19 protein-coding genes are annotated in these 25716 nt (G+C 71.8%); 10 read left to right on the top strand and 9 right to left on the bottom strand.

Annotation, left to right across the window (positions count from 1 at the left end; all coding sequences use genetic code 11):
* Positions 1–133 precede the first annotated feature (133 nt).
* Together ACSC1Q_RS37225 and ACSC1Q_RS37220 are read right to left on the bottom strand one after the other, a co-directional pair.
* The gene (locus tag ACSC1Q_RS37225) at positions 134–2611 is read right to left on the bottom strand and encodes a tetratricopeptide repeat protein (protein ID WP_436763426.1); all 2478 of its coding nucleotides are present in this window, start codon (positions 2609–2611) and stop codon (positions 134–136) included.
* 326 nt (positions 2612–2937) lie between these two features.
* Positions 2938–5037: a M6 family metalloprotease domain-containing protein gene (locus ACSC1Q_RS37220; RefSeq protein WP_436763425.1), complete on the bottom strand. Its 2100-nt coding sequence runs from the start codon at positions 5035–5037 to the stop codon at positions 2938–2940.
* A 142-nt stretch (positions 5038–5179) separates the two neighbouring features.
* Between ACSC1Q_RS37220 and ACSC1Q_RS37215 the strand changes: the two genes are divergently transcribed.
* Positions 5180–6316 carry an amidohydrolase family protein gene (locus ACSC1Q_RS37215; RefSeq protein ID WP_436763424.1) on the top strand — a complete coding sequence of 379 codons (1137 nt, stop codon included), beginning with the start codon at positions 5180–5182 and terminating at the stop codon, positions 6314–6316.
* Between the two features lie 52 nt (positions 6317–6368).
* A complete protein-coding gene (locus ACSC1Q_RS37210; RefSeq protein ID WP_436763423.1) occupies positions 6369–6875 on the top strand; it encodes a nitroreductase/quinone reductase family protein in 507 nt (168 codons plus the stop codon).
* A 46-nt stretch (positions 6876–6921) separates the two neighbouring features.
* Here ACSC1Q_RS37210 and ACSC1Q_RS37205 read toward each other — a convergent pair whose 3' ends face one another.
* From ACSC1Q_RS37205 to ACSC1Q_RS37185, 5 genes are all read right to left on the bottom strand, one after another.
* Entirely contained in the window at positions 6922–8640 is a 1719-nt protein-coding gene (locus ACSC1Q_RS37205; RefSeq protein ID WP_436763422.1) for an FAD-binding oxidoreductase, read from the bottom strand.
* Between the two features lie 374 nt (positions 8641–9014).
* Positions 9015–10520: an aromatic amino acid lyase gene (locus ACSC1Q_RS37200; RefSeq protein WP_436763421.1), complete on the bottom strand. Its 1506-nt coding sequence runs from the start codon at positions 10518–10520 to the stop codon at positions 9015–9017.
* Entirely contained in the window at positions 10517–11809 is a 1293-nt protein-coding gene (locus ACSC1Q_RS37195) for a class I adenylate-forming enzyme family protein (RefSeq protein ID WP_436763420.1), read from the bottom strand. Before ACSC1Q_RS37195 ends, ACSC1Q_RS37200 begins: the two co-directional genes overlap by 4 nt.
* Positions 11806–12060 (bottom strand): acyl carrier protein, encoded by a 255-nt coding sequence (locus tag ACSC1Q_RS37190; RefSeq protein ID WP_436763419.1) that lies wholly within the window; start codon positions 12058–12060, stop codon positions 11806–11808. Before ACSC1Q_RS37190 ends, ACSC1Q_RS37195 begins: the two co-directional genes overlap by 4 nt.
* A gap of 64 nt (positions 12061–12124) precedes the next feature.
* Positions 12125–13351, bottom strand: a complete 1227-nt coding sequence (locus ACSC1Q_RS37185; RefSeq protein ID WP_436763418.1) for a beta-ketoacyl-[acyl-carrier-protein] synthase family protein — start codon at positions 13349–13351, stop codon at positions 12125–12127.
* 636 nt (positions 13352–13987) lie between these two features.
* Here ACSC1Q_RS37185 and ACSC1Q_RS37180 point away from each other — a divergent pair.
* On the top strand, positions 13988–16186 hold the full coding sequence (locus ACSC1Q_RS37180; RefSeq protein ID WP_436763493.1) for an AfsR/SARP family transcriptional regulator: 2199 nt from the start codon (positions 13988–13990) through the stop codon (positions 16184–16186).
* Here ACSC1Q_RS37180 and ACSC1Q_RS37175 read toward each other — a convergent pair.
* Both ACSC1Q_RS37175 and ACSC1Q_RS37170 read right to left on the bottom strand, forming a co-directional pair.
* The gene (locus ACSC1Q_RS37175) at positions 16132–16845 is read right to left on the bottom strand and encodes a class I SAM-dependent DNA methyltransferase (protein ID WP_436763417.1); all 714 of its coding nucleotides are present in this window, start codon (positions 16843–16845) and stop codon (positions 16132–16134) included. The genes ACSC1Q_RS37180 and ACSC1Q_RS37175 overlap by 55 nt on opposite strands.
* Positions 16846–16858: 13 nt before the next feature.
* Positions 16859–18172, bottom strand: a complete 1314-nt coding sequence (locus ACSC1Q_RS37170; RefSeq protein WP_436763416.1) for an activator-dependent family glycosyltransferase — start codon at positions 18170–18172, stop codon at positions 16859–16861.
* A 202-nt stretch (positions 18173–18374) separates the two neighbouring features.
* Here ACSC1Q_RS37170 and rfbA point away from each other — a divergent pair, with 202 nt between their 5' ends.
* The 7 genes from rfbA to ACSC1Q_RS37135 all read left to right on the top strand — a co-directional run bounded on the left by rfbA (position 18375) and on the right by ACSC1Q_RS37135 (position 25435).
* Positions 18375–19247 (top strand): glucose-1-phosphate thymidylyltransferase RfbA, encoded by an 873-nt coding sequence (gene rfbA / locus ACSC1Q_RS37165; protein WP_436763415.1) that lies wholly within the window; start codon positions 18375–18377, stop codon positions 19245–19247.
* Between the two features lie 22 nt (positions 19248–19269).
* A complete protein-coding gene (gene rfbB, locus ACSC1Q_RS37160) occupies positions 19270–20280 on the top strand; it encodes a dTDP-glucose 4,6-dehydratase (RefSeq protein ID WP_436763414.1) in 1011 nt (336 codons plus the stop codon).
* Between the two features lie 231 nt (positions 20281–20511).
* Positions 20512–21315, top strand: coding sequence for an NAD-dependent epimerase/dehydratase family protein (locus tag ACSC1Q_RS37155; protein ID WP_436763413.1), 804 nt, complete (start codon positions 20512–20514; stop codon positions 21313–21315).
* A 20-nt stretch (positions 21316–21335) separates the two neighbouring features.
* Entirely contained in the window at positions 21336–22376 is a 1041-nt protein-coding gene (locus ACSC1Q_RS37150; RefSeq protein WP_436763412.1) for a ketoacyl-ACP synthase III family protein, read from the top strand.
* 29 nt (positions 22377–22405) lie between these two features.
* Positions 22406–23548 carry an acyl-CoA dehydrogenase family protein gene (locus ACSC1Q_RS37145; RefSeq protein WP_436763411.1) on the top strand — a complete coding sequence of 381 codons (1143 nt, stop codon included), beginning with the start codon at positions 22406–22408 and terminating at the stop codon, positions 23546–23548.
* A 109-nt stretch (positions 23549–23657) separates the two neighbouring features.
* Complete coding sequence (locus ACSC1Q_RS37140) at positions 23658–25148, top strand: amino acid adenylation domain-containing protein (RefSeq protein WP_436763410.1); 1491 nt, start codon at positions 23658–23660, stop codon at positions 25146–25148.
* 14 nt (positions 25149–25162) lie between these two features.
* On the top strand, positions 25163–25435 hold the full coding sequence (locus ACSC1Q_RS37135; protein ID WP_436763409.1) for a phosphopantetheine-binding protein: 273 nt from the start codon (positions 25163–25165) through the stop codon (positions 25433–25435).
* Positions 25436–25716 lie beyond the last annotated feature (281 nt).

The raw sequence follows: 25716 nt of genomic DNA, 5'->3' as shown, positions 1-25716 counted from the left end.
GACACCCCCGGTTCGCGGCGTACGCGCTCGGCCGTCCGCGCGGTGCGGAGGGTTCCGGAGGACGGTTCGTTCCCCCGTACGATCTCAACAAGCGGAGGGTTCCAGGAGACAGTCCGTTCCCGTCCGTACGATCTCAGCCGTCCGCGCGGCGCAGGAGTTCCAGGGTGCGGTCCATCCCCGCCTGGTTGCCGAGGCTGCGGTAGATGCCCCGGGCCTGTTGCAGGACGGAGACCGCGGCCCGCCGGTCCCCCGCCTCCAGGTGGGTCTCCCCCAGGTAGCGCAGGCTCCTCGCCATCCACCAGCGGTCGCCCAGTTCCCCGAAGGCGCGCACCGCCCGCAGGAGCGACTCCCGCGCCTCGCGCGTGCGGCCGAGCCGCCCGTGGGCGCGTCCCGCCGACAGCTCGGACCTGGCGACGCCCCACGAGTCGCCGAGCGCGGTGAGCATCTCGGTGGCCCGGCGCACGTAGGTGAGCTCGCGCAGCGCGTTGGCCGGGTTGCCGACCTCCCCGGCCGCGCGCAGGCACCTGGCCTCCTCCCACAGCTCCCCGCGCAGCCGGAACATCTCGGCGGCCCGGTCCAGGCTGAACCCGGCCCTCGCGAAGTCCTCGCCCGCGGCGCGGGTGTCACCGGCGGCGTGCAGTCCCCTCGCCGTCGCGCCGAGCACCTCGCCGTACGCGCGCAGCGTCTGCGCCTCGGAGTAGCGGTTGCGGTCGCGCTCGAACACCGCCAGGGCGTCCTCCAGCAGCTCCCGCGCCTCCTCCGGCCTGCGCTGGGCGAGCCGGAGCTCGGCGAGGTTGCGCTGGGTCCTCGCCACCCACCAGCGGTCGTCCTCGCCCTTGAAGGCGGTGATGGCGCCGATCAGGTGGCCCTGCCCCCGGTCGAGGTGGCCGTCGTTGAACAGGGCCATGCCGACCGCGCGCATCGCCCGCGCCGCCCACCAGGTCTCGCCGAGGTCGGTGAAGATCTCCAGTGCCCGCTCGGCGTCCGTCATGGCGCTGCGGTGACCGCCCTGACCGCCCGCCACCGCCGACCGGTCCAGCAGCGCGATGCCCACCGCCCGGGGGTCGCCCATGTGGTCCGCGGCCTCGCACAGGATCTCGGCGACCGCCCGCCAGTCGGACCAGTAGGCCCGCAGGGAGTGGCAGAGCGAGCAGAAGGCCCGGCCGAGGCCCCAGGCCAGCTCCCACATCTCCATGTTCCTGGCCTGGCCGATCGCGGCGACCAGGGTGAGCCGCTCGGCGTTGAGCCAGTCGGCCGCCGAGGTCTGCTCCCGCGTCGCCGCCGGGGCGGGCTCCGAGCCGGTGGGCCTGGCCCTGCGCCCCCAGTCCTGGGGCCAGCGGGCCACGGCCGCGGTCTCCGCGCGGCGGCGGTAGCCGGACAGGACCCGCTCGACGGCCGCCCTGCGGTGGTTCTCGTCGTCGTCGGAGAGCGCCAGCTCGCGGGCGAAGATCTTGACGAGGTCGTGCAGCCGGTAGCGCATCACCCCGGACAGGTCGATGCCCGAGCACTCGGCGAGCTGGGCGTCGATGAGCGCCTCCAGCTGGTCGGCGCCCTCGGGCTCGGAGGTGGCGAGCAGCTCCCCCGCCACCCAGCCGGGCACGTCGGGGGCGCTGACCATGCTGAGCAGCCGCAGCAGGCGGCGCTGGAGCCCGGTGCAGTCGTCGTAGCTCAGCTGCAGGGAGGCGCGCACGCTCTTGTCGAGCCCGCGGCCGATCTCCAGCTGGCCGAGGCGGCTGCGCTCGTCCCTCAGCCGGTCGGCGAGGCGGCGCAGGGTCCAGTTCTCCCGGGTGGCGAGGCGCCCGCCGCAGATGCCGATGGCCAGCGGCAGGTGGTCGCACATCCGTACGATCTCCTGGGCCGACTCCAGGTCGGCGGCGACCCTGTCGTCCCCGGCGAGCCGGGCCAGCAGCTCGACGCCCTGCGCCTCGCTGAACACCGACAGCCGCTTGTCGTAGGTGTTGAGCAGGAACAGCGGCTGCCGCGACGTGACCATGACCGCGCAGCCGGCCTCGGCCGGGATCAGGTCCTTGACCTGGTCGCCGTCGTGGGCGTTGTCCAGGCAGATCAGGACGCGCCTGCCCCTGGTCCAGGTCAGCCAGAGCGTGCGCAGCTCGGCCAGGCCGCCCGGGTCGGTGGTGAGCCGCACGCCGAGCGCGCGCAGGAAGCCGATCAGCACCTCCTCGGGGACGACCGGGGCCTCCACCTCGCCGCGCAGGTCGGCGTAGAGGCGTCCGTCGGGGAAGCTGCCGGCGATCTCGTGCCCGAACCTGGCGATGAGCATGGACTTGCCCACCCCGCCCCTGCCGTAGACCGAGACGACCAGCGGCGAGGCGCTCCCCGCGTGGTCGCGGGCGCGGCGGCGCTCGGCGAAGACCTCGCGCAGCTCGGCCAGCGACTCGGTACGGCCGGTGAAGTGCGCGGAGACCGGCGGCCACTGGTCGGGCGGGCGCCACGACGTCCCGGCGACACCGGCGTCGCGCTCCCCGGACCGCGAGCCGGCCGTGGCCCAGGTGAGCAGGCCGACCAGGAGACCGGCGACCGCGGTGACGCCGACCTTCGCCTCGGTGGGCAGCTCCCACACGTCCAGCGAGGTCGCCAGGACGCTGGCCACGGCCGCGGTGAGACCGGCCGCGGCGGGCGCGGCCAGCGGGATCCTGCGTCTCGGCGGCTTCGGCGGTCTCGGCGGTCTCGAACCATGCTGGTCAGGTACGTTCGACGGCCCGGCCATCCACACCCCTCGGCGAAGACCACGGCACGCCGCGGTCCCCGTACCGGCCGGCGCGTTCTCTCATGATTGATTCAACCAGACGCAATGCCGGTGACCGCGTGTCTCCGCGGCCACCGGCGGGTGAACTCGTCTCTCCCGGCCTCGCACGGGTGCCTCCGCGTCACCCGGGCCCTTTCACGGCGCCCGGGTGACGCGTCCGGCGCTCCGCGCTACCGGCCCAGCGCGAGGCAGGTCGCCTTGGCGGTCTTGGACGGGTCGCTCTCCGAGGTGGCGGTCAGGGTCACCTTGGCGAGGTGGGCGCCGCCCGCCCCGCGCCGGGCGTCGACGGAGACCACGGTGCTCTCGCCGGAGTCGGCGGTCGCGAGCTCGTTGGGCAGCGAGGCCGTCCAGCCGCGGCCGTCGACGGTCGCCGTCAGCCGGTAGACGTCACCCTTGAGGTAGGCGCTCACGTCCTCGGGGTGCTGTCCCCGCGCCCGCGCGGCCTTCCCGGTGTTGAACAGCGGGAAGCGGCAGGACGTCAGCTCCTTGCCCGACGGGACGCCGACGGACGGGAGCAGCTTCACGCCGCGCCTGTTCGGCCCGGCGCCGTCCAGGGAGCGGATCGCCACCGTGTACGACAGGATGCCCTTGCGGTCGCGCTTGAGGTCGAGGACGTAGAAGTGGAGCCGGTTGGCCTGGTCCACGTACTCGAACTCCGAGCCAGAGCCGGTGCCCGCGTGGAACAACGCGTCCGACAGCTGGCGATAGTCGCCGACCGTGATGGGCACGGCGGTGCCGTCCGGCAGCACGTAGTCGGTCATGCCGATGTCCTGCGGGTTGGCGTCGACGACCCACTCGAACGGCGCCCGGTCCTCGTTCTTGGTCTTGGCCAGCAGCACGCCGGAGTCGGGGGTGAAGGAGTCGGCGCCCATCCTGTCCACGACCTCGACGGTGTAGTTGTTGTAGCCGCCGCCGTCGCAGAACGGGTCGGTGTTCGTGTCACAGGCCGGGCTGCGGTCGCCGTCGCCGAAGGCGATGTTCACCCCCGACAGGCCGGTGGGCCCCGGCTGGGCCACCCGGGCCGTCACCTTGGCCACGACGAGCCCCGACTCGGCCAGCGCCTCCCTGGACAGGCGCAGCACGTTGGCCTCGTCCACCATCTCCAGCTTGATCTTGTTGCGGAGCATGTGCTGGGCGCCCATCGAGCCGCCCGAGGTGGGCGGGATGAGCCAGCGGCTGTGCGGGCCGCCGGGGCCGTTGAAGCTGCCCCGGCTGAGCATCTCCCAGATGCCGGTGTACGCCCGGCGCGGCGGCACCCCGAACGGGTTGTTGTAATTGTCGCCGATGCCGAGGATGTGACTGAGCTCGTGGGCGTAGACGCCCTGCCCGGAGCTCTCGGCCTGGGTGGAGGATCCGCCCCCGGCGTTGGGCCAGATGGACGAGGCCGAGGCCCAGGACGTCCACTCCACGTAGCGGGTCCTGGCCCAGTTGGGCAGGGCCGGGTCGGGCGGGCCGAAGTCGTCGGTCACCGCCTCCTTGGCCGGGAACTTGATCGGGCCGAACTCCTGCCAGGTGGCCGACTCGTCCTGGCCCGCGCTCAGGTAGAAGACGAAGTCGAAGCCGGCCGGGATCTCCTGGCCGACGGAGCCGACCCACGCCGCCCGCGCGTCGGTCCTGATGTTCCGGTTGCAGGTGTCACCGGCCGGGCAGGCCGTGCCACCCTGGAACTCCATGGCGTACTCGTGCGACTTGCCCGGCATCTGGTACGGGCCGAACGAGGTCAGCTCCACTCCGTAGCGGCCTCCCGAGTCCTCCATCCAGTACTCGTGGATGGTGTGGCCCCGGTTGAGCGCGTTGGGGGTGTTGAGGAAGTCCCGGTAGAACGTGGCGACCTGGTCGCGGGGGATGTCGTGGGCCTCGGCGCTGGGGTTCCTGAAGACGGTCGACCCCTGGGGCTGGGTGACCACGAACGGCTGGTTGGGATAGTCGGCCAGCACGAGCGCGCCGCGGAAGGTCCGCTTGGACCCCTTGGCCGCGGGGTCGGCCCAGTTGGTGCCGGGGGGCTTGCGGTAGTCGGCCCACGTCATGTGGTCCGGGTTCTTCCAGTTCTGCGGGTCGATCGCCGCCGGGCTCGCGGGGTCGGCCCGGCGCGCGGTCGCGGCCTCGGGGGCGTCCTGCTGCCAGGGCTGGGTCCGTGGCCAGTGGTCCAGGCGCCAGGGGTGTTCGGGCTCGGGAACGGGGTCGGCGGAGGCGGGGACGGAGGTGAGACCGACGGGGATCAACACGATCGCGGCGAGCAGCACTTTCAGCAACCTGGGGGGTCGTATCACGCTAAAAGACGGTATCGACCGTTTTCAGATAGATCAACAATCTTCTGTCAGGAAGGCGGGAAGACGTTTACCGGAGATGCATTTGAGATCTAACGTCGCGCCCCTTAACCTCTCCAAAGGGGACGAACTTACAGGAGTGCCTATGTCGACGCGTGCCGGGCGACTCATCGGCACGCGCACCAGGGGTACCGTCTCCGTCCACTGCGCCCCCCTGGTCCTGCCCGTCGCGAGCCCTCCCATCAGGGACGGGGCCATCGTCGTCAGGGGCGACCGGATCGTCCGGGTCGGGCCGCGCGCCGAGATCGAGGCCGCCCACCCCCTCCTGTCACCTGTCCAGTGGCCGGGCATGATCGTTCCTGGGCTGATCGACGCGCACCTCCGGCTCGACAGGGTGTCAGGCGCGCCGTCCGCGCACGGCGTCACCGCGGCGGGAGGCGTCGCCGCGGACCTCGACGCCGCCTCCGTCCTCGGCGAGACCGGGCTGGACGGCGTGACCTACCTGGAGACCCGCTGCGAGAACGAGGAGCGCTGGGAGGACGAGGGCCGCGACCGGCTGATCACCGCGATCCGCGAGGTCGACCACCCGGGCGTCATCGGCATCGCCGCCCACTCCCCCGACCCGCACGTCATGGAGGACCTCGCCGTCCTGTCGCGGACGTTCGGGCTCCGGCTGCACGCCGAGCCCGGCCGCCACCCGGTCGGGTTCCTCGACGAGGTGGGGGTGCTCGGCGCGGGCTGCCACGTCGCGATCTCCGGCCCGCTGGACGAGGCCGACCGCAAGCTCCTCGGGGTCCGCGGCACGGTGATCGCCATCTCGTCGCCGTTCGCCGCCGAGGGTCTCCTCGACGGCGGGAGCGCGATCGCCGTCGGCACCCGTACGGGCGGCGACCCGCTGTCGGTCGCCCGCGCGCTCTCCCACGCGCCGGGACACGACCGGCTCCTCGTCGAGGCGTTGACGCTGGGCGGCGCGCGGGCGCTGGGCATGGCCGAGGGTCCCGGCCGCCTGGGCTCCCTGGAACGGGGCGTCCGCGCGGACTTCGCCGTCTTCGCCGTGGAGACCGGGGAGGCCGGGGAGGCGGGGAAGGCCGGGGAGCGGGACGCCTACACCCTCCTGCTGCACGAGGGGCCCGGCCGGTGCGTGGCCACCTTCGTGGGCGGCCGGGCGCGCTGGCGCCTGGACGAGACCGCGGACGCCGGCGACACCACGAACGGCGCGAATCCCGCGAACGCCGTGAACGCCGTGAACGCCGCCGACGCGGAGAGCAGGCGTCTGGCCTGACCGCCCGCCGTTCGACGAATCGGCCGCGACCCCTCTTTAAATCCCCGCGAAGATGAAACAATGGGTCATGGCGGAAAACACATCTCATGCGGTGACCATCAAGGAAACGCCCATCGTGATGAAATTCATGATGCGCCTCTTCAACCCTCTGATGCGTAAGCAGGTGCGCAGGGGAAAGGCACGCTCCGTGGCCGGGGTGATACTTCTCCACTTCACCGGAAGAAAGACCGGTAAGAGATACGAGATTCCCGTCATGAAGCAGAGCGAGAACGGCAGGCTGTGCGTCTACACCGAGGCCGGATGGAAGGTGAACCTGCGCGGCGGCGCCGATGTCGAGGTGACGGACATGGGGGTGCGCACCCCCATGCGCGCCGAGCTGATGGACGATCCCGACACCATGGCCGGCGAGATGGAGGACCTGATCAAGAGGATCGGGCTCAAGGAGGCGCGGCAGCGGCTCGGCATCGTCGTCCACGTCGACCGGCCGCCGACCCGCGCGGAGCTCGCGGAGGCGATCAGGCGGCGCAACCTCGGGATCGTCTTCCTGACGCCGCTCTAGGGGTACGGCGAAGGTGCCCCCGCCGGACCGGCGGGGGCATCTTCGCTCAGCCGGGCTGACCGAGCGAGCGCAGGTTGTTCGCGTGCCTCGGAGACACCCTCTGGGGGTATTTCCTGGGCTCCGCCGCAGCTCTGCGCGCGGTCCCGGGAGCGGCCTGCGGGGGCAGCGCGTCCGAGGCCCCGGGCAGCCGGACCGACAACGCGTGGTTGAACACGTTGCGGGGGTCCCACTTCGCCTTGACCTGCTGCAACCTCGGATAGTTGTCCTTGTAGTACAGCCTGTGCCAGGGCACTCCCGAGGTGTTCAGCGCGGGATCGGCGAGGTCGTTGTCGGGGTAGTTGATGTACGCGCCGTCGTAGGCCTCGCCGGGGACGGGCACGCCGCCGGTGTCCGCGTGCATCTCCCGGTAGGCGTCACGGATCGACGTCAGCCACCTCTCGTCCTCGGCCGGGTCCCACCAGCCGATGTCGAAGAAGCCGATGAGCGGCGCGGTCCTGTGCGGGTTGGCCGTGGCCGCCGGGTCCACCGCGTTGATCCTCCCGCCGAGCGACATCAGGTAGACCGAGGCCCCGGTGTCCGCCTCGCCCTCCGTCAGGAACCGGTAGACGACCTTGAGCTGCGCCGGCGTCCAGGGCTTCTTCAGGTAACCGGCCTTCGACTTGAACCTGAGCGCGTAGGCGCCGGCGCCGGAGTCGTAGGAGAGGGTGACCCGCAGCCACGGCGCCGTGCTGAAGTAGTCGAAGGTGGGCTCGACGCCGACGCCCTCGCCGACGGTCTGCACCAGGGTCCACAGGATGCCGTCCGCGCCGGGCACGCCGCCGTCCATCGCCGCGAACAGCTCGATCCGCCCGCTGGAGCGGTGGTACATGGTGAGCGAGCTGTCGATGCTCTCGAACGCGGGGTCGGCGTGGTTCTGCTGCTGCCAGCGGGCGTAGTTGTCGGCCAGCCGGGAGAGCGACTCCTCGGTGATGCCCTCCCAGCTCCAGCTGGCCGAGACCACGAGCTGCTGCGCGGGCGGCCTGGGCAGCAGGGTCGCGGGGTCGTTGCCCCGGGCGGACGGGGAGCGCATCAGGTAGCGGGTGACGATCCCGAAGTTCCCGCCGCCGCCGCCGGCGTGCGCCCACCACAGGTCCCGGTTGGGGTCGCGGGCCTCACGGGTGGCGACGACGATCTTCGCCCGGCCGGAGCGGTCGACGACGACGACCTCCACGCCGTAGAGGTGGTCGATCACGAGCCCGTGCCTGCGCGACTGGGGACCGTAGCCGCCGCCGGCGATGTGGCCCCCGGCCCCCACGCTCGGGCAGCCGCCGGCCGGGATCGTGACGCCCCAGCCGAGGTAGAGCGAGCGGTAGGCCTTCCCGAGCGTGGCACCGGCCTCGATCGCGAACGCCTTGTGGGCGGTGTCGAAGTAGACGTCGTTCATCTCCGAGATGTCGACGACGATCGACGTGGCGGGGTCGTCCACGAAGTTCTCGAAGCAGTGGCCGCCGCTGCGCACGACGATCTTCTTGCCGGCGCGTACGGCCTCGTTGACCACCTGCACGATCTGCTCGGCGGAATGGACGAGACGGACCGACTCCGGCTGCGCGAGGAAGCGGGAGTTGTACCCCCTGGTGGTGAGTTCCGCGTATCTCGGGTCGTCCGGCTTTATCGTCGCCGCGCCCGGCGGGGGGGCGCAGTCGGAACGCGCCCGGCCCGTGGTCGTCGCGCTCGCCGCCGGCTCACCGGCGGCCAGCCCCGCGGCCGCCCCTCCCGCGACGGCCATCGCTCCCAGAAATCCACGGCGTGTTGCCTTGGCCACCGTCGTTACCAGACCTTTCGCATTCACATTCATATTCGCATGAGCGTCCCTCCGGGGGGAGGAACGCTTTTCCGCCGCCGGGGACATCGCCCCCGGCGTTTCGTTTCTCGCGGGATTCACGAGATTCGTGAGATTAGCGGCCCTCGCGGAGTCGCGCCCCTTGCGGATTCGTGATTCTCACGGAACCGCGACCCTTGCGGATTCGCGGTTCTCACGAAATCGCGACCCCTGTGCATTCGCGGCTCTCACGGAATCGCGGTCTCGCGGGAACCCGGTCCTCGTGGGGTCGCGAGCCCCGGGGAATCGCGGTTCTCGCGGGGACCCGGGCTCCCGTGGCCTCAGTCCTCGCTGGAGAGCAGTCCCTCCGCGGCCTCCTGCAGCAGGCGGCTCGCGGCGCGCACCTCGGCCGCGAGCGGCCGGTCGGCCTGCAGCGGCGGGGAGAGCCTGGCCAGGTCGGCCCACAGGCCGCCGGCCGTCTCGTTCCGCCCGGCGAGCGCGCCCCGCTGGGCCACGCCGACCGCGAGGGAGCCGACGACCAGCCACGCCAGCTCCACGGCCTCGGCCACCGAGTTGGCCCCGTTGAGCGCCATCGGCACGTGGTCCTGGTTGCCGCCGTTCGTCGGCAGCGCGGTGAGGGAGGCGGGGTAGGCCAGCTGCCTGATCCTGGAGACGAAGGAGGTGGCGCTCAGCTGCACCCCGGCCAGGCCGCTGCCCGCCCCGGGACGGGGGGTGAGCATCGGCGGCACCCCGCCGTTGTACGACGGGTCGCACAGCAGGGCGAGCTGCCGTTCGGCGAGGAAGGCCACCTGCTGCAGGCAGAGGCCGATCTGGTCGGAGCACAGGCCGATCGGCATGGCGTGGAAGTTGCCGCCGTGCAGCAGCTCGCCCTCGTAGAAGATCGGGTTGTCCGTGCAGCCCATGGCCTCGCGGACGAGGATCTCCTCGGCCCCGTACAGCTGGTCGAGCACCGCGCCCAGCACCTGGGGGGCGCACCTGAGGCTGTAGGGCTCCTGCAGCGGCCGGAGCGGGTTGCGCTCCATGCCGGGAGGAAGGTCCTCGCGGATCCACCGGGCCACGGTCAGCTGCCCCGTCTGCCCCCTGACCCGGCCGATGCCCGCGTGGTAGGCCTCCGGGTTGGAGCCCAGGATGTCGGCGATCCTCGCCGTCAGTATCCCGACGGCCCTGACCAGCCTCAGCACCGCCTGGTGGTTCACGATGCACACCGCCAGGCTGACGCTGGTCCCGTTGACGAAGGCCAGCGCCTCGCGGGCCGACCACTCGACCGGTTTGGCGTCCATGTCGGCGAGGGCCTGCGCGGCGGGCACGACCGACCAGCCGCCGTCGCCGCGCACCCACGCCTCCCCGGTGCCCGCGTGGGCCATCGCCGCGTGGGCGAGCGGCTGCAGGTCCCCGCTGGCGCTCACCGTACCGTCACGCGGGATCGACGGGGTGAAGCCCGCGTTCCACAGGTCGGCCAGGGTCTGCCAGAAGTCGGGCGACACGGCCGAGTGGCCCTTGCGCATGCTGCTGAGGCGTAGCCAGACGATGAGGCGGGACACCTCGGGGTCCAGCGGCCTGCCCTGGGCCGAGCCCAGGTGGGCGATGAGGCCCGCGCCCTGCTCCATGGGGGAGTCGGCCGCGGAGAACGCCACCAGGGGGCCGAACCCGTGGGTGACCCCGTACACGGAGTCGGAGCCGGAGAGCCGCTCTGCGAGCAGGTCCACGCTGGCCCGCATGCGGTGGGCGTCCTCGTGATCGCACGGTTCCACCCGGGCGTCCCAGTGCGTGCTGCGGACGATCGAGGCCAGGCTCTCGGTGGAACGTCCGTCGATCAGTGCTGTCACGTGTCTGCTCCCGCGTCGGAAAGGGAAGGTCGCTGTAGTCGCCGGAGCTTGCCCGTGTCGGAGCGGTCGATCCGATCGACCAGGCGCACCTGGCGCGGCCGGGCGTCGAACCGCCCCGCCGCCGCGCGCACCTCCGTGACGGACAGCGGTTCCCCGCCCTCCGGCACCACGAGCAGGTCGAAGTTCTCGCCGGTGAGGGCGTCGGCCACGGGGAGGAAGGCCAGATCGGCGCAGCGGAGCACCGATCTCACCGACTCCTCCAGCCTGTCGAGGTCGATCCTGCGGCCGTTGATCTTCACGAGCCGGTCGCGCCGTCCGTCGAAGCGGAACCTGCGCTCGTCGAGCCGCCGCACGTAGTCGTCGGTCCGCCAGACGTCCGCGGGCGCCTCGCCCGGCCGGAAGGCCAGCCGGGGGCTCCGGACCACCAGCGGCGTCTCCTCCCCGTACGGGTCGCCGGACTCGTACGGGTCGCCGGACTCGTACGGATCACCGGGCCGCTCCCCGGACGGGGCGTCGCCGGTCGCGCCGACGGGCCGCTCCCCGGACGAGGTGTCGGCGGCGTCGCCGGTCGCGCCGACGGGGTGGGCGAACTCCACGTCGTCGAAGAGCTCCCACGGCGGCCCGTCCGGGGTCCAGGTGCGCGAGGCGATGCCGCCCGCCTCCGTCGAGCCGAAGACCTCCACGACGCGCATCCGCCTCGTCCCCGCCTCCCTGACGACGGCCTCGGCCGCCGCCGGGAGCGTCGCCGTGCTGTGCAGCACGGTCAGGTGCTCCGTCCGCCGCACCCAGGCCACGTGCCTGCGCAGGATGGAGAAGGTCCAGGGGACGGCCACCACGGCCCAGCGCAGGGACTCCGGGGGCGGCATGGCGCCGAAGTACTGCGGGCGGTACCAGGCGGGCAGGCGCAGCCTGGCCGGGACGAGCACGCTCGCGAGCGCGCCGTACACGTGCCTGGGCGGCGCGAAGGAGAGGATGGCGCCCGGGCGGTCGCGCTCGATCAGGCCGGCCAGCAGGCCCGCCTCCGACCACATCTGCTCGCGCGTCCGCCGCCAGCACCGGCTCGGGCCGGTGCTGCCCGAGGTCTCCAGGTCCACGGTCTCCGCCAGCGCGTCCAGGACGAACCTGTCGGCGTCCGGGCCGTCGCCGAGCAGGTCCCAGCGGACCAGCCAGGGACTCTCGTTGATCCGCGGCGCCGCGAAGCCGGAGCCGAGCAGCTCGGCGGGGGTCACCTCGTCGTAGGTGACGGCGGGCGCGACGCCGCCGCGTTCCGGAACTCGCTGGGCGGTCAATTCGGCTCCGCGGAGAGTTCGACGAAATCGAGGAAGTCCTGGACCGTTCTTATGCGCGCCAGATCCTCTTCCGGAATTTCCACCCCGGTCTCCTCCTGCATGGAGAAGGCGACCTCCACGACGGCGAGGGAATCGAGCGCGAGGTCGTCGGTGAACGACTTGTCCGGCTGCACCCTCTCCGCGGGGACGCCCGCCACCCTCTCCACTATCCCGGCCAAAGTCGAGAGCATTTCCTGTTGCTTCGTAGACATTCTCTGCAATCCCTTCACGGTCACACCGGGCGGCTTTTCCGACTTTCCCTGCCGGTCAGGGTGATCAGTCCCGCCGGCGGCGCAGGACCAGAACCGCGTTGTGGCCGCCGAATCCGAAGGAGTTGCTGACGGCCACGTCGGCCGCGTGCTCCTGGGCCCGGTGCGCGACGAAGTTCATCTCCGGGTCTTCCGGGTCGTCGCAGTTGACGGTGGGCGGGACGATCCCGGTGCGCAGGGCCTCCATCGCGATCATCGCCTCGACGGCGCCGGCCGCCCCCAGCATGTGGCCCGTCATGCTCTTCGTCGAGCTCACCGGCACGGACGTGGCCCGCTCGCCGAACACCCGGCGGATCACCTTGAGCTCGGCGCTGTCGTTCATCCGGGTGCCGGTGCCGTGCGCGTTGACGTAGCCGACCTCGTCGGGGGTGACGCCCGCGTCCTCCAGGGCGAGGCGCACCGCCCTCTCGACGGCCGTCCCCTCCGGGTGCGGGCTGGTCAGGTTGTAGGCGTCCGTGGTGGCGGCGTAGCCCGCCACCTCGCCGTACACGCCGGCCTGGCGCGCGAGGGCGTGTTCCTCGCTCTCCAGCACCAGGATCCCGGCCCCCGCGCTCATCACGAACCCGTCGCGGCCGGTGTCGAACGGCCTGCTGGCGGCACGCGGGTCCCCCCGGCGGCGGGACAGCGCCCTCGCCCTCGCCGCGGCGGCGATGTCGAAGGGGGTGATGGTGTCGTCGGCGCCGCCGGCCAGGACGACGTCCGCCTTGCCGAGCTGGATCAGCCGCATCGCCTCGCCGACGCAGGTCGCCCCGGTCGCGCAGGCGGTCGCCGTGCAGGCCGTGGGTCCCTGCGCGCCGACGTGCAGGGCCACCTCCGAGGCGACCGTGACGACGCCCGTGGAGGTGAAGGTGTACGGGCTCAGCGCCATGAAGCCGCGTTCGGCGAACGCGGCCCCGGCGTCGACGAGGGCGCTGCTCGCGCCGCAGGCCGTGCCCACCGTCACCCCGAGTCTCGGCGCGAGCCCGGCGTCGACGTCGAGCTTGGCGTCCCGCAGCGCGAGCGTGGCGGCCACCAGGGCGAGGTGCGCCGGTCTCGTGGTGCGGCGCACCAGCGAGGCCGGCAGCCACACACCGGGGTCGAAGTCCACGATCTGGCCGCCGATGCTCACGGGAAGCCCGGAGGTGTCAATTCCGGAAAGCTCGCGAATACCGCTCGCGCCCTGGATCAGATTCGACCACGCGGTTTCCCAGCCGACCCCGAACGGGGAAATGACTCCGTAACCGGTGACGACCACCCTCTTGAGCGGAGCACCTCGCGGAGAATGAATGTCGTCGATGACCACCAGCGCCTCACCGGGAAGTTCGGGAATCCGATGCCGGGCTCGACGGTAACCGAGAGCCGGTGGATTCGTCACCGCCTCGGATACGCTTTTTCTCGTACGAGCCGGGAACGAATCCTCTATTACACGGGGCCGGTGTTTCACAAGGGCCGGGCGCTTTTTCCCGGCCGGCGGCAGCGGGGCCGCCACCCGGTTCACCGCCCGCCGTCCCGCACCCTCCCGCGCGACCGGTCCCGGTGCCGGGAGCGTCCCGACCGGCCACACCCGTGCCCCTCACGGCCGCCGCGCCGGTGCCCGGAGTCCCGCCCCGGCGCCAGGGCGTAACGCGATGTCCCGCCAGCGAGACATCTGTTACGGGAGTGATCGGGGATTCCGAAGTGACTTCTGGGACTCAGGTAACAATAACGTCACCCAAGGAACCTCCCTTGCCGACGCTTCGTTCCCCCAGATATGGCTATATGCGTAGGTCCGAGCGTTTGGTCCTGAGCGTGCGCTCAGGAGTCCTTCCATCGCATCTCCGGGCGGGCTGAGATTGGGAGAGCGTCGTTGAACGACCTGCTACAGGTACATCTACTCGGGCCGGTACGGGCGATGCGGGGCGATCATGAGCTCGACCTGGGCTCCCCCACGCAACGGACATTGTTCGCCGTACTGGCCACACGCCCCAGAACCACACTCAGCCGACAGGAATTGATCAATGCCGTCTGGGGCCCAAATCCACCTACGACAGTTGAAAGCAGTATTTACACTTACATAGCGCGACTACGGCGTAGTTTCGAGCCGAAACGGCCGCGAAGGGCGCCCTCCGAGCTCCTGGTGGCCGACGGCAACGGCTACCTGCTCAAGCTCGACCCCCGCAAGATAGACGCCCAGGTCTTCGAGAGGCACCTGGAGAGCGTACGAGAGCTGCAGCGCTCGGGAACCTGGTCCGAGGCGGTGCGGAAGCTGGACACGGCGCTGGCCCTGTGGCGCGGACCGGCGTTCGGCGGCGCGGTCGGCCCGCTGGCGGACGCCGAGCGGATCCGCCTGGACGAGCTGCGCTTCACCGCCATCGAGGACCGCGCGCAGCTCCTGCTGGAGGCCGACCGCGCCAACGAGATCATCGGCGACCTGTCCAGCCTCGTCCGGACCCATCCCCTGCGGGAACGGCTCCACTACCTGCTCATGGTCGCCCACTACCGCTGCGGGCGCCGCGCCGACGCGCTGAAACAGTTCCACAGCGTGCGGCGCCTGCTCATCAAGGAGCTGGGCATCGAGCCGGGAGAGGACCTGCGCCGGTGCCACGACCAGATCCTGAACGGCACCCTCCGCTCGCCCATGCCGGTATCCGACTCCCCGCTGACACTGACCTCCAGCGGCGCCGCCGTCTCGCAGCCGGTCGCGCCGCCCCCCGCCCAGCTCCCCCGCGACGTCCCGGGGTTCACCGGGCGGCTCCGCGAGCTGAAGAGGCTGGAGGGGTTCGTCTCCGCGGCCGACATCCTGGACGAGGCCGGGGTCATCCTGATCAGCGGCGCTCCCGGGGTGGGCAAGTCGGCGCTCGCCCTGCGCTTCGCCCGCGGGCTCGCCGAGCGCTTCGACGGGGGCCACCTCCACCTGGACCTGCGGGGGTTCTCCAACGCGGGCCAGCCGATGAAGCCGGCCGAGGCGCTCGACCACCTGCTGGCCGGGCTGGGGAGCACTCCCAAGCCCTCGGAGGACCTCCAGGTCCGCTCCAGCCGCTACCGGAGCCTCGTGGCGGGCAAGCGGATCCTCATCGTGCTGGACAACGCCAGGTCGGCGGAGCAGGTGCGCCCGCTGCTTCCCGGCGACCCGTCGTGCCTGGTGCTGGTCACGAGCAGGAACAGGCTGTCGGGGCTCACCACCCGCGACGGCGCCCTGCGGATGACGCTGGACCTCATGCCGAAGGACGACGCGGCCACCCTGGTCAGGCACGTCATCAGGCAGGCGAACGGGTACGCCGAGCACCACCTCGTCGACGGGCTCTGCCAGGTCGGCGACTACCTGCCGATCGCGCTGCGGATCGCGGCGGAGCGGATGACGAGCCGTTTCCACGTGGGGCTCAGCAGCGCCGGCCGGACGCCGCCGGGGCGGGACGACCTGCTGGAGAGCCCCGACACCGAGTCCGACGAGCAGTCGTCCATGCGGTCGGTGTTCTCCTCCTCCTACCGGGCGCTGCCCAACGACGCCGCGGAGATGTTCCGCCTCATGAGCCTGCACGACGGCTCGACCTTCGACCTGACGGCGACCGCGGTCATGGCGGACGTCGGTTGCGAGCGGGCGAGGCAGACCGTCGACTACCTGCTGAGCGGGCACCTGCTGCGGGTCACGCCGGGCAACCGGCTGCGGTACCACGACGGCATGCTGCGCGCGTACGCCAAGGACCGCGCCGTGGCCGAGATGCCGTATCAGGCGAGGCGGGCGGCCGTCTCACGGGTCCTCGGCCACTACGTGCGGACCGCGGACACCGCGCTGCGCCTGCTGCACCCGAGGCGCTGTCCCATCATCCCGCCGCTCCCCGCGCCCGATGGGGTGCCGATCGTCCGCTTCGAGTGCCCCGAGCAGGCGAGGACCTGGCTGGAGACGGAGCTGCCCAACCTGACCGTCGCCGTGCGGCAGGCACAGGTCTACGGCGTGCCCCAGGTCAGGGAGCGGCTCCCGCCCATCATCCAGAACTTCCTGTACGCCCGGCCCGAGGGTCATCCGGGCGTCCCGACGAACGGCCCGCGCCCCGAGGGTCACCCCAGCGTCCCGACGAACAGCCCGCGCCCGGAGGGGCCGCCCTCCAGATAGTCCACCCGCAGTTTCGCCTCGGTGAAGGCGTCCTCGTACCGCTCCCGGGTGAACAGGGTGTTCACGTGGGTGACGGTGAAGTGCCTGGCGGGGGAGGCGGCGTCGGCCACCACGTAGTGGACCTCCATCACGCTCGCGTCGCCCTCCCGCACCGAGCGCGAGACCCTGGCGAGGGTACGGCCCTCCACGGTGACCACGTCCCCGGCCACGTAGCCGGGGAGGAACGTCTCGGGGAACCACCACGGCTCGATCACGAGGACCCCTCCGGGGACCAGGTGGGCGGCCATCCGCCCGACCGCCGCCGCCAGCTCCCGCTCGTCGCGCATGTAGGCGATGGAGCTGAACATGCAGGTGACCGCGTCGAAGGCGCGGCCGAGCGCGAAGTCGCGCATGTCGCCCTCGTGCGCGGGCACCCCGGGCATCCGCGTCCTCGCCACGGCCAGCATGTCCGCCGACAGCTCCAGCCCCTCGACGTGGTCGAAGAGCCCGGCGAAGAACCTCAGGTGCGACCCGGTCCCGCACGCCACGTCCAGCAGGGAGGAGGCTCCGGGGAGCCGCTCGCGGACCAGCTCCGCGACGGTCGCCGCCTCGGCCTCGTAGTCCTTGCCACGCCCCCGGTAGATCGCGTCGTAGACGTCCGCCAGCTCGGCCTCGTACATGCTCTCGTCCCTCTCAGTGGCCGGCGGCCGGGATGGCGGCCGGAGCGGCGGCGCGGTAGGTGTCGACGAGGTCCCCCATGCGGGCCGCCACCTCGGCGGGGGTCGGCATGGCGTTCATCTCGTCGCGGATCCTGCGGGACTCCTCGGCGAAGGAGGGCTCCTCAAGCAGCCGCAGGAGCGCCTGCCTCACCCCGGCGCCGGTGGCCTCGCTGCTGTGCATCGTCAGGCCCGCCCCCCGCTCGGCGAGGTAGCGGGCCCGCAGCGGCTCGTCGAACAGGTTGGGCAGCACGAGCTGGGGCGCGCCGCTCGCCAGCGTCGTGAAGAACGTGCCGCTCCCGCCGTGGTCGATCACCGCCGAGCAGGTCGGCAGCAGCGCGTGCAGGGGGACGAAGCTGACCAGCCTGACGTTGTCCGGCACCCGTTCCAGCTCCGCCTGGTGGTTCTCGGGCAGCGTGGCGACGATCTCCACGTCGAGGTCGGCGAGCCCGTCGAGGATGTCCTGGACCGGTACCAGGTAGCCGTCGAGGTTCTCCGCCGAGGTGGTCCCCAGCGTCAGGCAGACGCGCGGCTTCTCGGGGGCGGCGCGCAGCCAGGGCGGGATCACCGCGCGGTCGTTGTACGGGATGAACCGCAGCGGGACGCGGTGCGGTTCCGGGCCCGAGGCCGGGTCGGGCGGCAGTTCCAGGGAGGGCGGCGTGTAGTCGATGGTGAACTGGCCGGTGGTCATCTCCTCGGAGAACTCCACGCCGAACCTGCGGCTGTGCGCGGTGATCCACGTCTGCAGCATGTCCTCGCGGTCGTCCGGCGGCTGCTCCGCCTTCACCCGCAGGTAGTGGCCGCGCATCCGGCCGAACAGGTCCAGGCTCCACATGAACCGCGCGTGGACCGCGCCGCACGCCTTGGCCGCGATCGGCCCGGCGTAGGTGACCGGCTCCCAGATGACCAGGTCGGGCTCCCACTTCTGGCAGAACTCGGTCAGCCCCTCGATCATCGGCTCGTTGACCATGCGGCACCACCAGGGGACGAACTGGACGTACCCCTGTTTGAGGTGGTCCCAGGTGAGCCGCCCGGGGTCGTCGCCCACCACGTCGAAGAAGGGCAGCGTCTGCTTGCGGGGGTCGAAGAAGCCGAACGCCCTGTTGGCCCGCCAGAGGCCGTGGTCCCGGCCCACCGGCACCGCGGTCAGCCCCGACCGGGTGATCACGTCGGTCAGGTTGGGCTGGCTGGCGACCCGCACCTCGTGCCCCTCGGCCTGCAGCGCCCACGCCAGCGGAACCATGACCAGGAAATGTGACTTCTCCGCATAGGTAGCGAACAGAATACGCATGGTCGTCCTTCCGGGCGCGCGAACGCGAAGTGGCAGAAGTGGCGAAGGCTGTACCCCGGTCACCGCCGGGAGGCGTCTCAAGCCCTATCACATTTGATCGGCGGAAAGGCAATACCATTTCGCGGGACGCCGGGGGTTGATTTCCCGATGAGCCGGAACAGTAGTCTCAGGCACCGCCGCAGACGAAAACGCAGGAGCTCCGATGAAAGGCATCGTCCTTGCCGGAGGAAACGGGACGCGTTTGCATCCGCTGACCCTCGCGACCTCCAAGCAGTTGCTTCCCATCTACGACAAGCCAATGATTTACTACCCCATCGCGGTGCTGATGCTGGCCGGCATACGCGACATCCTCATCATTTCCACGCCGGACGCCCTTCCGTCGCTGCGCGCGCTTCTTGGCGACGGCTCCCAGGTGGGCGTGAACTTCGGCTACGTGCCGCAGCCGGAGCCGCGCGGGATCGCGGAGGCGTTCCTGCTGGGTGACTCGCACATCGACGGGGACCCCTGCGCGCTGGTGCTGGGCGACAACCTCTTCCACGGCGCGGGCTTCCCCGACCTGCTCCACCGGGCCCAGGACGAGCTGGACGGGTGCGTCATGTTCGGCTACCCGGTGAGCGATCCCGAGCGGTACGGCATCGGGGAGCTGGACGCCGACGGCCGGCTCGTCTCCATCGAGGAGAAGCCGAAGCGCCCCCGCTCCGACCAGGCCATCACCGGCCTGTACTTCTACGACAAGCAGGTCGTGGACATCGCCAGGGAGCAGCGGCCCTCGGGCCGGGGCGAGCTGGAGATCACCGACGTCAACCGGGTCTACCTGGAGCAGGGCAAGGCGAGCCTGGTGCAGCTGGGACGCGGCTTCACCTGGCTGGACGCCGGGACGCACCAGTCCCTGCTGGAGGCGAGCCAGTACGTGCAGATCCTCGAACGCCGCCAGGGGGTGCGGGTCGCCTGCCTGGAGGAGATCGCCCTGCGCATGGGGTTCATCGACGCCGAGGCCTGCTACCACCGGGGCACCGAGATGAGGCAGTCGGCATACGGCCAATACGTCATGGACATCGCCCGATCACTCGCGTAACTGACAGCAAAGGTGCATCCACATGCGGATCCTGGTCACCGGCGGTGCCGGGTTCATCGGCTCGAACTTCGTGCGGCACGCGCTCTCCGGCGCGTACGAGGGGTTCGAGGACGCCCGGGTCGTCGTCGTGGACAAGCTGACGTACGCCGGGACCATGGAGAGCCTGGCCTCCGTCGCCGACGACCCGCGGCTGGAGTTCGTCCAGGGCGACATCTGCGACGCCTCGCTGATGTCGCGGCTGACCAGGGGCGTCTCCCTGGTCGTGCACTTCGCGGCCGAGACCCACGTCGACCGGTCGATCGACAGCGGGGCCGACTTCGTCGCGACCAACGTGGTCGGCACCCAGACGCTGCTGGAGGCCTCGCTGCGCGGCGGCGTCGGGAAGTTCGTGCTGGTCTCCACGGACGAGGTCTACGGGTCCATCGAGACGGGCTCGTGGGTGGAGAGCCACCCGCTCGAACCCAACTCCCCGTACTCGGCCTCCAAGGCCGCGGCCGACCTGCTGGCGCGGGCGTTCTCGCGCACCTACCGCTTCCCCGTCTCGATCACCCGGTGCCCCAACAACTACGGGCCCTACCAGTTCCCCGAGAAGGTCATCCCGCTGTTCGTCACCAACCTGCTGGACGGGGAGCCGGTGCCGCTGTACGGCGACGGCCTGCACGTACGCGAGTGGACGCACGTCGACGACCACTGCCGGGGCATCGCCCTGGTCGCCTGGCGGGGCCGGCCGGGCGAGGTCTACAACATCGGCGGCAACGCCGAGCTGACGAACCGTGAGCTGACCGGGGCGCTGCTGGACATCGCCGGGGCCGACTGGTCGATGGTCGTCCCGGTGGAGGACCGGCCGGGGCACGACCGCCGCTACTCCGTCGACAGCTCCAAGATCACGGCCGAGCTGGGCTACCGGCCGCTCACCCCGTTCGCGGACGGACTGGCGGCGACGGCCAGGTGGTACGCCGACAACCGCAGCTGGTGGGAGCCGCTGAAGAAGGGGCAGGCCCCCTCCCCCGCGCTCCCCGGGCCCGGCACGTGACCCGGCCACCCCCGGACGTGCGCGGCGCGGGCGCCGGAATTCCCGGCGCCTCCCGGAGAAAACGCCCGAGAACGTACGGCCGCCCGTGCCGGAGAACGCATACCTGTCTCGCTGGCGGGACAAACCGTCTTCCGGCCGCGGGCGGCGGGTGCTTTCTTATTCAGAGCTCCGCTATATGGTGACGAGCGGAACCGATACGTTAACCTCCAGAGCTGGAAAGCGGTGCTGGGAATGGAGATCATCGGAAATGGCTTTCTCGCGAGGCACCTGCGGTCGATCGACGACGCGCATCCTGAGGTGACGATTCTCGCCGCCGGTGTGTCCCTGTGGAAGAATTCCGATTCCGACTACGAACGGGAAACCGCTCTGGTCGACGAGGCGATCGAAAAGAGCCGCCGCCAGGACCGGATCCTCGTTTTCCTTTCGACCGCGTCGATGAGCATGTACGGCGGCGCCGGCTGCCGGGGCCGCGAGGACGAGCCCGTGGAGCCCGTCACCCCCTACGGCTGGCACAAGCTCGCGCTGGAGGGACGGATCCAGGACTCCGGGGTGCGACACCTCGTCCTGCGGCTCGGCTACGTCGTCGGCCCGCACGTGCCCGCGAACCGGTTGATCCCCTCGCTCATCGAGCAGATCCGCTCCGACAATCTCACGATGTACCGCAGCGCGCGCCGGGACATCATCGACATCACCGACTGGGTGCGGGTCATCGACCTGCTGCTGGCCACCGGGATCACCCAGCAGGTGGTCAACGTGGCCACCGGCGAGTCCGTACCGGTCAAGCTGATCGTCGACCACCTTGAGGCGCGGCTGGGCGTCACGGCCCGCAGGCAGATCATCGACGAGGGAACGTCCCACCACATCTCCGTGGAGAAGCTCCGGCGGCTGGTGCCCGCGGTCACCGAGATGGGCTTCGGCCCCGGCTACCACCGGACCGTGATCGACCGCTACCTGGAGGCGACCTCCCAGCTGCGGAACGGGACCCCGGAGCCACTGGACTCTCAGCACTCCGGTTCCCCGTCCGGCCGGGCCTGAGCGAGCAGAGAGGCAGGGCAGTGCGCACACCAGAGATCTTCGTCCGGGGGATCGGCACGTTCGTCCCGCCGACGGTGAGCGTGGAGTCGGCCGTCGCGGAAGGACTGTGCTCGGCCGAGCACGCCAAGGTCCACGACATGCTCGGAGCGGCGGTGGCGGGTGACATCCCCGCCCCCGAGATGGCGCTGCGGGCCGCGCGGGAGGCCGTCTCGCGCGGCGGGGGCGGCACCGGCGCCCTGGGGCTGATGCTGTACGCCGACGTCTGGCACCAGGGCCCCGACGGCTGGTCGCCGCAGTACTACCTGCAGCGCCACCTCGTCGGCGGCGACCTCCTCGCCCTGGAGATGCGCCAGGGCTGCAACGGCGTGCTGAGCGCCCTGGAGCTGGCCGGCGGGTTCATGGCGGGCGATCCGCGCCGCCGGGACGCGCTGATCGTCACGGCCGACAACTTCGGCACCGCCCGGATGGACCGCTGGTGCTCGGGGCCCGACTTCGTGCTCGGCGACGCGGGCAGCGCCGTGGTGCTCGGCCGCGAGCCCGGCTTCGCCCGGCTGCTCTCGGTGAGCTCGATCTCCGTACCCGAGGCAGAGGAGCTGCACCGCGCGGGCACCCCGCTCTTCCCGCCGAGCGCCACCACCGGCGAGGCCGTCGACTTCGGCGCGCGGGCCGAGGAGTTCGGCCGGATGTGCTCTGCCGACAGCGACCTCGCGCTCGCCTGGGTCATCGTGCAACAGCGGATGATGCAGGTCCTCAGCCGGACCCTGGCCGAGGCCGACGTCAAGGTGGGGGACCTCAGCCGCACGATCTTCACCAGCCTCTCCCCCGAGGCCGTCGAGCACCGGTGGATGTCGGTGCTGCGCATGCCCATGTCGAAGTCCAGCTGGGACTACGCCAGGACCGTCGGCCACCTCGGCGCCAGCGACCACCTGGTCTCCCTGGACCACCTGCTGTCCACCGGGGAGCTCGGTCCCGGCGACCACGTGCTCCTGGGCGGCATCGGTCCCGGCATCACCATCTCGTGCGCGGTCCTGAAGATCCTCGAAACCCCCTCCTGGGTCTAGGACATCACTCGGAAAGGGGGCACGGGCCCATGGAGTTCGGTCTCGGCGGCGCGCGGAGCGAGCGGCGCGACGCGGTGTTCGACGGCGCGCGCAAGCGCCTCCACGAGGAGCCGGGACCGCCGCGGGAGCCGTTCACCCGCGAACGCTGGCGGGCCGCCGCCGACCTGGGCGTCACCGGCCTGTGCCTGCCCGGGGAGTACGGCGGCGGCGGCCTCGGCGCCCTGGACACCGCGCTGTGCCTGGAGGCGTTCTCCCGGGGCAGCGGCGACACCGGCCTGGCGTTCGCGGTCTCTGCGCACCTGCTGGCGTGCTGCGTCGCCGTCCGCGACAACGCGGGCGACGCGGCGCGCGGGGAGCTGCTGCCCGGCCTGGCCTCCGGGGCGCTGGTCGCGGCCAACGCGATGACCGAGGACGAGGCGGGCTCCGACGTGAGCAGGCTCGCCACCACCGCCCGGCTCGACGGCGACTGCTACGTGCTCGACGGCGTCAAGTCGTTCGCCAGCAACGCGCCCGCGGCCGACCTCCTGGTCGCCTACGCCACCACCGACCCCGGCCTCGGCTTCCTCGGGGTCACCGCCTTCGCGGTGCCCCGCGACCTGCCGGGCGTGAGCGTGGGCGAGCCGATGGCGAAGATGGGCCTCGACGGCTGCCCGGCCGGCCGGGTGGAGTTCTCCGGGTGCCGGGTGCCCGCCCGGTTCAGGCTCGGCGCCGAGGGCCGGGGCAGCGCCGTCTTCCAGGGCTCGATGGCGTGGGAGCGGGCCTGCCTGCCCGCCGTCTACCTCGGGATGATGGAGGAGCAGCTGCGGCACGCGGTGGAGCACGCGCGGAAGCGCCGCCAGTTCGGCCGCGCCCTGGGCGACTTCCAGGCGGTCTCGCACCGGCTGGTCACGATGAAGCAGCGGCTGGAGGGCGCGCGGCTGCTGCTCTACCGGGCGTGCTGGTCGCTGGACGAGGGACACTCCGGCGCCGCCACCGACGCCGCGCTGTCGAAGATCGCCGTCTCGGAGGCGGCCGTCGCCAACAGCCTGGACGCGATCCAGGTCTTCGGCGCGACCGGCTACCTCGGCGCCGCGGGCGTCGAGCGGCAGCTGCGCGACGCGGTGCCGAGCACGATCTTCTCGGGCACCACGGAGATCCAGCGGGAACTCGTCGCGAGGGGGCTGGGCCTGTGAACCCGCACCCGGTACGCCCGGCTCCCACACCAAGACCTCGCCACGAGAGGACTGTGAACCTGCGTTCGGCACACCTCCGCGACGCCCGGCTCCCAGGAAGGTCGGGCCTGTGAGCCTGCACCGGCTCCTCATCGACGCCGCCGCCCGCTTCCCGGAGAACCTCGCCCTCGCCGGGCCGACCGGCGAGATGACCTACCGGGAGCTCGACCGGCGCGCCGACGCCCTCGCGCACGCGCTGTCGGGCGAGGGCGTGCGCCCCGGCGACCGCGTGGTGATCTGGGCGGGGAAGTCGCCGCTCACCGTGGTGGCGATGCAGGCCGTGCTGCGCCTGGGCGCCGCCTACGTACCGGCCGGTGAGACCGCGCCCGCGGCCCGGGTGGCCGCCCTGGTCCGCGACTGCCGTCCCCGCGCCGTGTGCGCCACCGGCGACCGGCTGGAGTCGATCGCCGAGGGTCTGGGGGCGGACGTGCGCGCCGTGGACCTCGACGCGCACCGGGACCTCCCGCCCGGCGGGCGGCCCGCCCCGGTCGACCACCCGGCCGGGGGCGGCGACCTGGCGTACGTGCTCTACACCTCGGGCTCGACCGGCGTCCCCAAGGGGGTGAGCGTCACTCACCGCGCCGCCCGCGCCTTCGTGGACTGGGCCGCGGCCGAGCTGGACGCCCGGCCGGACGACCGGTTCGCCAACCACGCGCCGTTCACCTTCGACCTGTCGGTGCTGGACCTGTACGCGGCGTTCTCGGCCGGGGCGACGGTCTGCCCCGTCCCTGCCGAGCTGGCCTACGCGCCCGCCCGGATGGTGGAGTTCCTGCGCCGCGAGCGCGTCAGCGTCTGGTACTCCGTCCCTTCCGCGCTCACCCTGATGATGCGCGACGGCGGCCTGCTCGACGCGCCCGCGCCCGCCTCGCTGCGGGCGCTGCTCTTCGCGGGCGAGCCCTTCCCGATCGCCGGGGTCCGCGACCTGGCCGCCTGGACCGGCGCGCGCCTGCTCAACCTCTACGGCCCGACGGAGACCAACGTCTGCACCTTCCACGAGGTCGTCCCCGCCGACCTGGCGCGCGACCGCTCCGTGCCGATCGGCCGCGCGGCCTGCGGCGACACGGTACGGGTGATCCGGCAGGACGGCCGGGAGGCCGGGGTCGGCGAGGAGGGCGAGCTGGTCGTGGAGGGACCCACCGTGATGCTCGGCTACTGGGGACGCGAGCCCCAGGAGGGCCCGTACCGCACCGGGGACGTCGTGCGGGTGCTCCCCGGCGGGTCGCTCGACTACCTCGGCCGCCGCGACCACATGGTGAAGGTGCGCGGCTACCGGGTGGAGCTCGGCGAGGTCGAGGCCGTCCTCGGCAGCCACCCGCAGGTGGCGGGCGTCGTCGTGGTCGTGAGCGGCGAGGGCGCCGACGCGCGGCTGCGCGCGTTCGTGCTGCCCGCGCCCGGCGCCACGCCGGGCGTGCTGGGACTCAAGCGGCACAGCGCGGAACGGCTGCCGCCCTACATGATCGCCGACGAGATCCGTTTCGTGGACGAGCTGCCCAGGACCCGCAACGGGAAGATCGACCGGGCCGCGCTGGGCTCCGGGACCACGCCGTACGGCCAGCTGTGAAGGAGAAGACCATCGTGACCACCGACCTGTCCGAGCGGGAGATATCGGATCGGCTGCTCGCCTTCATCCGGGAGCGGTTCCTGTCGGGCGACCCCGGCGGGGAGCTCGGCGAGGACTCGCCGCTGCTGGAGTGGGGGATCCTCAACTCGCTCAACACCGCGCTCCTGGTGAGCCACATCCGCGACGAGATGGGGATCGACGTGGCGTTCGAGACGATCGACCCCCGGGCCTTCAAGAGCGTCCGCGGCCTCACCTCGGCGCTCAGCCCGCACGTGGCCCGGACCTGATCCCCGCCTGACCCCCGCCTGTCCCCGGTGTCAGGGGTCCCCGGCCGCGAGCCGGGCACCCCTGACACCGGGGACCTCCGAGCCGGATCTCCGCTGTGACCCAGGCAGACATCCAGGGACCCCCGGTGCCGGGAACCTCCGGTGCGCCCTCGATGGACCTCCGGGGACCCCGGGCGGGCCTCGCCGATCAGTTCGCGGTGGTGCCGCGGTGTTCGGCGGTGAGTCTTTCCAGCTGGGGGACGAGCTCGTTGGGGGTGGGCATGGCCTCGATCTCGGCGCGC

This window comes from Streptosporangium heterodermiicola (assembly GCF_051390675.1).
In the GTDB taxonomy this organism is placed as follows: Bacteria; Actinomycetota; Actinomycetes; order Streptosporangiales; family Streptosporangiaceae; genus Streptosporangium.
The sequence above is the reverse complement of the archived record's forward strand: the minus strand, read 5'-3'. Positions and strand labels throughout refer to the sequence as shown.

What these genes read in the sequence shown, in the direction of transcription:
- ACSC1Q_RS37215 (WP_436763424.1), top strand. Translation starts at nt 5,180, where the DNA reads ATGTCGACGCGTGCCGGGCGACTCATCGGCACGCGCACCAGGGGTACC.
- ACSC1Q_RS37210 (WP_436763423.1), top strand. Translation starts at nt 6,369, where the DNA reads ATGAAACAATGGGTCATGGCGGAAAACACATCTCATGCGGTGACCATC.
- ACSC1Q_RS37205 (WP_436763422.1), bottom strand. Translation starts at nt 8,640, where the DNA reads ATGGCCGTCGCGGGAGGGGCGGCCGCGGGGCTGGCCGCCGGTGAGCCG.
- ACSC1Q_RS37190 (WP_436763419.1), bottom strand. Translation starts at nt 12,060, where the DNA reads ATGTCTACGAAGCAACAGGAAATGCTCTCGACTTTGGCCGGGATAGTG.
- ACSC1Q_RS37180 (WP_436763493.1), top strand. Translation starts at nt 13,988, where the DNA reads ATGCGGGGCGATCATGAGCTCGACCTGGGCTCCCCCACGCAACGGACA.
- ACSC1Q_RS37175 (WP_436763417.1), bottom strand. Translation starts at nt 16,845, where the DNA reads ATGTACGAGGCCGAGCTGGCGGACGTCTACGACGCGATCTACCGGGGG.
- ACSC1Q_RS37170 (WP_436763416.1), bottom strand. Translation starts at nt 18,172, where the DNA reads ATGCGTATTCTGTTCGCTACCTATGCGGAGAAGTCACATTTCCTGGTC.
- rfbA (WP_436763415.1), top strand. Translation starts at nt 18,375, where the DNA reads ATGAAAGGCATCGTCCTTGCCGGAGGAAACGGGACGCGTTTGCATCCG.
- rfbB (WP_436763414.1), top strand. Translation starts at nt 19,270, where the DNA reads ATGCGGATCCTGGTCACCGGCGGTGCCGGGTTCATCGGCTCGAACTTC.
- ACSC1Q_RS37155 (WP_436763413.1), top strand. Translation starts at nt 20,512, where the DNA reads ATGGAGATCATCGGAAATGGCTTTCTCGCGAGGCACCTGCGGTCGATC.
- ACSC1Q_RS37145 (WP_436763411.1), top strand. Translation starts at nt 22,406, where the DNA reads ATGGAGTTCGGTCTCGGCGGCGCGCGGAGCGAGCGGCGCGACGCGGTG.